Origin of the sequence: Nocardia brevicatena NBRC 12119 (assembly GCF_000308495.1) — a bacterium.
GTDB classification, from domain to species: Bacteria; Actinomycetota; Actinomycetes; order Mycobacteriales; family Mycobacteriaceae; genus Nocardia; species Nocardia brevicatena.
The window spans coordinates 1-8,666 of sequence record NZ_BAFU01000215.1 but is presented as its reverse complement, the minus strand read 5'-3'; the positions used below and the strand labels follow the sequence as shown (position 1 = coordinate 8,666).

The 8,666-nt window shown below is 64.9% G+C and carries 7 protein-coding genes; 4 read left to right on the top strand and 3 right to left on the bottom strand.

Features of this window, described 5'->3' with window-relative positions; all coding sequences use genetic code 11:
* Positions 1-162: 162 nt before the first annotated feature.
* The 3 genes from ON20_RS26510 to ON20_RS26500 all read left to right on the top strand — a co-directional run bounded on the left by ON20_RS26510 (position 163) and on the right by ON20_RS26500 (position 3,783).
* On the top strand, positions 163-876 hold the full coding sequence (locus tag ON20_RS26510) for an ISL3 family transposase (protein WP_281032911.1): 714 nt from the start codon (positions 163-165) through the stop codon (positions 874-876).
* A gap of 524 nt (positions 877-1,400) precedes the next feature.
* The gene (gene ltrA, locus ON20_RS26505; RefSeq protein ID WP_174361942.1) at positions 1,401-2,867 is read left to right on the top strand and encodes a group II intron reverse transcriptase/maturase; all 1,467 of its coding nucleotides are present in this window, start codon (positions 1,401-1,403) and stop codon (positions 2,865-2,867) included.
* 16 nt (positions 2,868-2,883) lie between these two features.
* Positions 2,884-3,783 carry a transposase gene (locus ON20_RS26500; RefSeq protein WP_157229028.1) on the top strand — a complete coding sequence of 300 codons (900 nt, stop codon included), beginning with the start codon at positions 2,884-2,886 and terminating at the stop codon, positions 3,781-3,783.
* 898 nt (positions 3,784-4,681) lie between these two features.
* On the opposite strand, the gene ON20_RS38160 is transcribed toward ON20_RS26500, so the two are convergent.
* The 3 genes from ON20_RS38160 to ON20_RS26485 form a co-directional block, all read right to left on the bottom strand.
* Entirely contained in the window at positions 4,682-4,819 is a 138-nt protein-coding gene (locus tag ON20_RS38160) for a hypothetical protein (protein WP_218002636.1), read from the bottom strand.
* A 1,197-nt stretch (positions 4,820-6,016) separates the two neighbouring features.
* The gene (locus tag ON20_RS26490) at positions 6,017-6,202 is read right to left on the bottom strand and encodes a DUF6011 domain-containing protein (RefSeq protein ID WP_040839927.1); all 186 of its coding nucleotides are present in this window, start codon (positions 6,200-6,202) and stop codon (positions 6,017-6,019) included.
* Between the two features lie 91 nt (positions 6,203-6,293).
* On the bottom strand, positions 6,294-6,851 hold the full coding sequence (locus tag ON20_RS26485; RefSeq protein WP_040839925.1) for a recombinase family protein: 558 nt from the start codon (positions 6,849-6,851) through the stop codon (positions 6,294-6,296).
* A 364-nt stretch (positions 6,852-7,215) separates the two neighbouring features.
* Between ON20_RS26485 and ON20_RS26480 the strand changes: the two genes are divergently transcribed.
* The gene (locus ON20_RS26480; RefSeq protein WP_040839923.1) at positions 7,216-7,830 is read left to right on the top strand and encodes a dihydrofolate reductase family protein; all 615 of its coding nucleotides are present in this window, start codon (positions 7,216-7,218) and stop codon (positions 7,828-7,830) included.
* Positions 7,831-8,666: the final 836 nt, after the last annotated feature.

Here is an 8,666-nt window from a genome sequence, read left to right as displayed (position 1 = left end):
ACTCCCACTTTCGATGATCTTGGGCTTACTGATCGTGCTAGGGGACAACGGATTGGGCTATAGATCCTGTCCGTGGTTGTCGATGGTGCCGCAGACGCTCTGCTTCGGTTGCTGTTCCCGCATTGGTCGCAGGTCCGCGTCAGCGGCGTGACCGCGTCGCGGATGACGGTTCGGTTCGAAGTGTCCGCAGCCTCGCCGATAGCGGTCTGCCCGCTGTGTGATGTGGCCTCGATGCGGGTTCATAGTCGCTATCGGCGGCGGCTGACCGACCATGCCGTGGGTGGTCGCGCCGTGGAGATCCGGCTGCAGGTCCGCCGGTTCCGATGCACCAACCCGGAATGCTTGCGCAGGATTTTCGCTGAACAGTTCCCCGGCTTGACCGAACGCTATCAGCGCCGTAGCTCGATGCTGACCAGGCTGTTGACCGGGATCGGATTCGCTCTCGGTGGCCGTGCCGGCGCGCGGATGACCCGGCTGCTTGCGGCCGAGGCGTCGCGGTCGACCCTGCTGCGGTTGGTGCGATCCGTGCCGGTGCCGCCCCCTGGGGAGCTCATCGAAGTCGGAGTGGACGATTTCGCGATGCGCCGCGGCCACGTCTACGGCACCGTGGTCATCGATATGGCCACCCACCGCCCGGTCGACCTGCTCGCCGATCGTGACGCCGACACCGTCGCCACCTGGCTTCGCCGGCATCCCGGCATCCGCGTCGTCTGCAGAGACCGAGGCAGCGCCTATGCCGAAGGCGCCCGTCAGGGCGCCCCGCAGGCGATACAGGTCGCCGATCGCTGGCATCTGTGGCACGTGCGCCGTGAGGCGCTGATTGATTGTGAGGAGGTGGGAGACCTTCTCCACCGCCCTGTCGCAGCAGGGCGGTGAAGCTGGGGGCAGCTCGACCCGGGAGGTGCCGGGAAGAGTGGCAAGCGGCCCCGACAACGCCGGGACGTGTCAGCACTGCCAGATGGTGCGGGTCCGGCAAGCGAGACGACGAGGTATACGCGGGGAACCGGTGTTCTAAAGCCTCCTAAGGTGCCACCAGCTCGAACCTGGCAGATCTGGGCTGGGCGCGGCGCGCACCCTTCCCGGCCTGACGACTGGGAAGGGGAACTTCCGCACGGTGAGTGACAGGCCGTTCGGGAGGCCACGGCGAAGGACTGCGGCGTAGTCGTGGCGATGCCGCGGGGGCATAGCCGGGTGCCTACGTCGTCGAACGATCAATCAGTGAACACGGGAACCTTCTCGGTCCCGCCCACCGCATCCGTGCAGCCAGTACGGACGGCTCGGGCTGGGCCCGCCGTCGGCCGAGCGGGCCGGGAAGGGGCGGAGCCGTCGTAGTACTCCGAGCACGGGAAAGCCGCGCACATGGGGAAGGGCGGCAGCGAGATCGCAAGGGAGATACTGCAATGTCCGAAGACACAGGGGTGGATGCCCCTGTCGCGTGGCCCGATCCGGATACGGCGTGGCTGCGGGTACGGAGGATGCAGGCCAAACTGCACCGTTGGGCGGTAGCCGATAAGGGCTTCCGGTTCGACGATGTGTCCAACTTCGTATGTGATCCGGCCACGCTGGTGATGGCGTTGGATCGGGTCGCAGGCAATTCCGGGGCCCGGACACCGGGCGTCGACGGCGTCCGCGCCGCCGACGTGAAGGCGTTCGGGGCCGAAGCGTACTTGGAACAGTTGCGGGCCGGGCTGCGGTTGGGCAGTTTCCGGCCGATGCCGGTGCGGGAGCGGATGATTCCGAAGACAAGGGGGAAACCGCGCCGTCTCGGCATCCCGACCATCGCGGACCGGGTGGTTCAAGCAGCGCTGAAGCTGGTGCTGGAACCGATATTCGAGGCGGACTTCCGTCCGTGCTCCTACGGGTTCCGGCCGAACCGGCGCGCACAGGACGCAATCGCCGAGATCCACTTGTTCGGCAGCCAGGGTTATCGCTGGGTGCTGGACGCGGATATCGAGGCGTGTTTCGACTCGATCGACCACACCGTCCTGATGGTCCGGGTGCGGCGACGAGTCAAGGACAAGCGGGTGCTCGCGCTGGTGAAGTCGTTCCTCAAAGCCGGGATCATGACCGAGCTCGGCGAACGGAACGAGACCACTTCGGGAACGCCGCAAGGTGGCATCCTCTCACCACTGCTGGCCAACATCGCGTTGTCCGTGCTCGACGACTTCGCCGTCGAGCAATGGGAACAAACGATGGCGACCAAATGGCAGCGGGAGCGTCGGCGCCGGCTGGGGCAGGACACATGGCGGCTGGTCCGCTACGCGGACGACTTCGTCGTCATGGTCCACGGCACCGGCCGGCACGCCGAGCGACTGCGCACCGAGGTGAGCGAGGTCCTGGCACCGATGGGCCTGCGCCTGTCGGAGTCGAAGACCAGGGTTGTTCATCTTGCCGACGGGTTCGACTTCCTCGGCTTCCGCATCAAATGGATGAGGAAACGGGGAACGGGCAAATCGCACGTCTATACGTTTGTCGCCGACAAGCCGGTCATGGCGTTCAAACGGAAGATCAGGGCACTGACCCGGAGGTTGTCGCATCTGGACTACAGGGTGGCGTTGGTCAGGATCAACCAGATCCAGCGCGGATGGGCCAACTACTTCAAGCACGCGGTCGCCAAGCACACCTTCGCCCGCCTCAAGACGTTCGTCTGGTGGCGGATGATCAGGTGGGTAATGCACCGGCATCGCTTGTCGTGGAAGGCTATCCGGCGACGGTTCCATACCCGGCAGGGGTGGCAGCCGATCGCCTTCGACGGAGTCGAATTGTTCGACCTCTCGATGGTGTCGATCACCCGATACCGCTACCGAGGCAACACGATTCCCGCACCCTGGCTGGTAGCCCCGCAATCACCCCGCCCTGCGGCGTGATCTCGTGGAGAGCCCGGTGCTCAGTAATGGGCACGCCGGGTTCGGCGGGCGGGCCGGGGAAACCCACCGGGGGAAACCCCGGTGGGGCGCCCCGGCTCGATCCAACAACCTCGGTGACGCGGTCGACCGGGTCGTGCGATCTCACCGCAAATGCCTGCGCCACCCTGCCGAACCGGCGGGCGCAACCGAGCCGGTGGCGCCCGGCCCACCGCTGGAACGGATATCGCAGACATCGCAGGTGCGTGAGCAAAACACCCAACGACGGCACGCGGAGATCCATACCCTGCTCGGCGACGGTGTGGGCATCACGAGGATCGGCCAGATGCTGAACCTGGACCGCAAGACCGTGCGTCGCTATGCCCGCGCGGCCGGGCCCGAACAGCTGCTCACCGAGGTCGGCCGACGCGGCAGCGACCTGGACGAGCACCTCCCATGCCTGGCGAAACGTTGGGAGCAAGGCTGTGACAACGCCGCAACGCTGCACCACGAGATCCGTGAACGTGGCTACCGTGGTTCTCCCCGGACCGTGCGACGCCTGCTGCAGGATTGGCGGACCACCAGCCCGCCGCCGCTCATCACGGTCCACACACCGCCGAAGCCGCGGCAGGTCACCGGCTGGATCATGCGTCCGGACGACAAGCTCGCCGACGAGGACAAGACCGAACTACGCCGTGTTCTCGACCGCTGCGCCACCCTGCGCCAGGTCGACCAGCTCGTCAGCGACTTCGCCGGCATGACCCGCCACCGACAAGGCCGGCACCTCGACACCTGGATCGCCCAAGCCACATCGAGCGGTATCCCGGCCATCGCGGGTTTCGCCGCCGGACTGCTCGAGGACTACGACGCGGTCCGCAACGGCCTCACCCTCGAACACAGCAGCGGCGCCGTCGAAGGCCACGTCAACCGCATCAAATGATCAAAAAAACCACGTACGGCCGCGCCAACTTCGACCTCCTCCGTCGCCGCGTCCTACTCACCGAATAGCACGCCGGTCATCGAAAGTGCGCCAGAGCCAGGTCCCACTGGCCATTGACAGATAGGCGCAAGATCTCCGCACTGGTCGCCCGCGCCGCGGTCCCACCATGCTCGCCGGAATCTACGGCATGACCTTCGAGGCGCATGCCCGAACTTGAACAAGACCGGGGCCACTCCGCCGTGCCAGCGGTCATGGTAGTGACCTGCCGCGGATCGGTCGTGATGTTCCGCCGCAATAGCTGCTGCTGTAAACCCAGCGCAGGCGCCGCGCGGGCACAAAGATCGATTACCGACGGCCGGGCGGAACGGCCAGAGGGGCAAGCGAGATCGTGCGCTGCTCACCTACCGCGGCATTACGCGGACACCCGCCGCTACGGGTGTTCAGCACACGCAGAGCCACAGCCGCCGCTGCAAAGGCCGCCAGAAGCACAACCGTGCACAGAAAGCTATCCACGACCGATCTTTTTCCTTCCCACCAAGCGCCCCGAATACCGAAGACCGGACCAGTGTGAGCGGCGAATCGCACAGGAAAAGCGCCCTGACCAGACCCTGATACAACCCTGATTTCATCAGAAAAGCCGAGCCGCACCCGTCGCTGCAGCCGTACTGATTCCCAGCTCGCCGACATCCTGCCCGGGGCGTCAAAGCGTTAGCACCGAATCCCGGCCGGTTACACCACTACCCCCGACACCCCTGATCGCGCGGAAAACAACGACAATGGCTTGACCAGCAGCGATGATGGCGGGTTTCCGGTGGATTTTGCGCGATTACTACCGGAACCCCTATGTACGGCGACCGTCACGGGCCCGCATGCCCACAGCATGTATCCCACCGCGCGGCTACCACGGTCCCCGCCCGACGATGATCTCCTTCCGTGTTGGGCTGAAGCGTGGGTTGAGGAAGGGTTGCAGCTCATCGATGCTGGTGAGCTGGATTGCATCGGTCACCGTGTCCGAAAACCCGGTGACCGGGTCCACTGTGAAACCGTGTTTTGGAGGCGGCCAGAACGAGTACACCTCAGGGGATCCGTCCTGGGCCGTACGCCCAGTGGCCATCACCACATGCGCAGGAGCGTTATCGGCACCACTCCATGTGATCACATCGCCGCGCTGTGGTTGCGGGCCGGCGGGGTCACCGGGAGTGTAACGCCACGCCCCGCGTGGGTAGAGCTGCCGAACAAACATCGGCATGCCCAGTGGCCTCTCACCCTTCCGCCTGGACTCGGCCAGGGGTGCATACATCTTGTGAAGCTCGGCGTGAGGGATCACATTTTTCCGAGCCCCGGCCCACAGCAGCATTTCCCAACAGTTCAGACCAGAGTCCGGGCCCAGTGGTGGGAGAGGTCCTTCGATCGGTGACCGCATCCAGGCTTCGAACTCCCGGCGCGGCGACTCCGCGTACTGAGGGTTCTCCCATCTTGCTTGGATACCCAACAAGTGGATTCTCTCGAGTTCGTCCGCAACGATCAGTGGAGCGTCCCGCTGATCCCGAGGGTGTGTTTCGTGGCCGGGGAGATGCCCGACGTCGGGCTGTTCCTCTTCACCGTGACCGGCCTTGGCCTGTGTCGTCCATGGTGTGTTTCAGCCGTTCGGCGCCCGCCGCATCGTCATCCATCACCGTGCCCATGGCCGACAGCCCGAAGACCATCCGCGCCTATCGGCCCCCTGTAGGTCTCGTCGATGTGCCCAACCGCGCGCGGTACCTGGCGGGTGCGTAGTCCGTCGGCTATGCCCTTGAGGAACCGTGCCAGCTCATTCCCTATCGAACAGCCCTCCACCCGGCTTCCTCGTGTACAGCCGGAGAAGTCACCGCTACTTACCTGGGACGGTAGCGCCCTCCCCGGAAGGACCGGATGATATTCCTCTGCCGACACACCGGGCGGTGTGCGGTGTGCCCTGCCGTGGTGAGTGTGGCGAGCCGACCGAGGCCCGGCAACACTCGGGTCCAACATAAACGGTCGGCTCCGGGAGCTGGGATGCCGGTATGAATCGTGTCACCGACCGCACACGAGGGACAGCGGGGCCCTGTGTCGGGTCCGGCCGACGAAGGCGACCGCCTCCGATGGCGTTCCTGTGTTCGTAAACCGATCGGTTGATGAACACTTCCCGCTATGTGGGAAACGTCAGTTCGATCGGGCCGGTGGGCTGTTCAGGAATGATGTCGCCGTGAAGGGTTCAGGCGGCGATATCGAACAGGGTCGGCTGCTGTACCGCAGTGGCGGCGCGTTGCTCGGCGCGTTCGCGGATCGCGCAGGTCGGCCCGATCCCCCCGGCGACCGACCGCGGCGACAGCAGCCAACCATGACAGCAGCGGCAGTGCGCGACCAGCTTCACCGTGGGTCGGTCATCGGTATCGGCCATCTCGTCGTTCTCCTCCGACCAGGGCAGTTACGTCGTGAGCATGGCACGACAGGCCGACACGTGCACCGGCACCGCTCACCCGAGACCGTGTTCACTGTGGCGCGGGAGCACGCAGGTAGTTGTAGACGGTTTGGCGGGTGATACCGAATTCGGCGGCCAGCACCGACTTCGATTCCCCGGCTGCGGCCCGCTCGCGCAGTTGGGCGACCTGGTCACCGGTCAGGGCGGGGGCGCGGCCGGTGTAGGCGCCGCAGGCCTTGGCGGCGGCGATGCCCTCGCGTTGGCGCTCCAGGATCAAAGCACGTTCGAATTCGGCGAAGGCCCCCATCACGCTCAGCAACAGATTCGCCATGGGGGAGTCCTCGCCGGTGAAGGTGAGGTTCTCCTTGACGAACACCACCTTCACGCCCTTGCCGGTCAGGATGCGGACGAGCCGGCGCAGGTCGTCGAGGTTGCGGGCCGGCCGGTCCATGGAGTGCACGACCACCTCGTCGCCCTCGCGGACGAACGCGAGCAGCTCGTCGAGCTTGGGCCGTGAGGTGTCCTTGCCGGAGGCCTTGTCGACGAAGGTCTTCTCGACCTGGATGCCGTCGAGTTGGCGGACGGTGTTCTGGTCGAGTGTGCTCACCCGGATGTAGCCGACCCGCATCCCGAATTCCCTTCCCGCCGACGGGTTGTCAATCTGGACTCTATGAACCCAGTGAACAACTGTCAAATAATCCGGAATCCGACTCTATTTTGACGTGTTTCGTCTCGGCGGCTGGTGTCTATTGGGGTGTACCTCCAAACGACGGCATACCCCAAGGCAGACGTGACTCGGCAAGACGATCGTTCTGCCACTAGGGTTTGCTCTCGTTCTGATCGTTCGGGCCGGATGGTGGCGTGTGGCCGATGCATCACGACGAGCTCGAAATGCCGACTTTCTGTCGGGACGGATTCGTGGCGGACCGATGAGTTCGGGGTGCTGCGCCGGTCTACCTGTCGACACCACCTGACTCGAAGGGATCACCACGATGGCAAAGGTCGTCTCTACTCTGTTCATCTCGGTCGACGGCGTGGCCGAGATCGACCCCGCTTGGCACTTCCCGTACTTCGACGAGAATATGGGCCGCGCCGTAGGCGAGGACTATGACACCGCTGACGTGCTGCTGATCGGTCGTGAAACCTACGACAGCTTCGCCGGAGCGTGGCCCAACCGCGAGGCGGCGGGTGGGGACGACGCACCGTTCGCCAAACAACTCGGGGACGTGCGCAAGGTTGTGGTCTCGCGCCGGCCGCTGGAGTTCTCCTGGCGCAACTCCGAGCTGATCAAGGGCGATCTCCTCGATGCCGTCACCTCGCTCAAAGCCGATGCCGGCATCGCAGGCATCCTCATCCCCGGTTCGATCTCCGTGGTGCAGCAGCTGCTCGCCGCGGGGCTGGTCGATGAGCTGCGCCTCCTGGTGCACCCAGTGGCGGCGCGTAAGGGCCGCAAGCTGTTCGACGACGGCGACGCACCGTACCACCTGAGGATGACGGCGACGGAGGCGTTTCCGACGGGCGTGATCCGCGTGATCTACTCGCCGACCGAGGCACCCGCCAAGGTCGGCTACGACGAAGTCAAGGACCAGGTACCCGATCGGGAATAGCTGCCTTCTCGGGGAGGATCGCCGCAACGACACCACACCCGTACAAGAATCCCTCCACCACGGGTACTTACGCTTCGGTTGCCGCTGGGTTTGGTCTAGCGTGACCGGGCGTGCGTCGGGTGGGAACCGAATACGCCGGAGAGGGGCCGCGGCGGGACGCCGATGCTGATTGGCGGACTGAACAGGGTGTCCGTTTCGACCCGTTCAACTTCTTCTTTGCAGCTGCACCGACCAGGGAGAACGGGTGTATCCGTTGTTTTTTCGGCGATTACTACCGGAATCACGGGAGGCGTCCATCAACCGATCGAATAACGAACACCAGGGATGCCATCGGAGGCGGTCACCTTCGTCGGCCGGGCCTGGTACAGGGCCCGGCCGTCCCTCGTGTGCGGCCGGTGGAAGGATTCTTACCGGCACCTCTAGTGTCGGTGCGAGCCGCCAGTATTGATCCATGGGGTCGAAATCATGGTTTCCCGGCTGGTCGGAAAGAACCGCGCACACCGAGCGGATGCAGCGGGCGGCCGGGGTCAGTAGCGTTATGTTGATCTGTCACCAGGACACATGGCGGGCCCTGGATGCGTTCTGGTACGGCGAGTTCGGCGACAAGCCGGCGCGAGTGCCCAAGGATCGCATCAGAGACCGCGGTAACGGTCTCGTTGAGGTCACTCTTTCCGGTCCGAGCCTGGTCATATCGTGCTGGACGACAAGCTAGGCGACCCTCAGGGCGCATCGTCCTGAGTAGGAGTCACCGTAGTACCCACGCGAAGAGACAAGCCCGACCGAATCCAGGATTCCGGTCGGGGCCGCTTCATCGTGGCGGGGAATCCCGCCGTGTC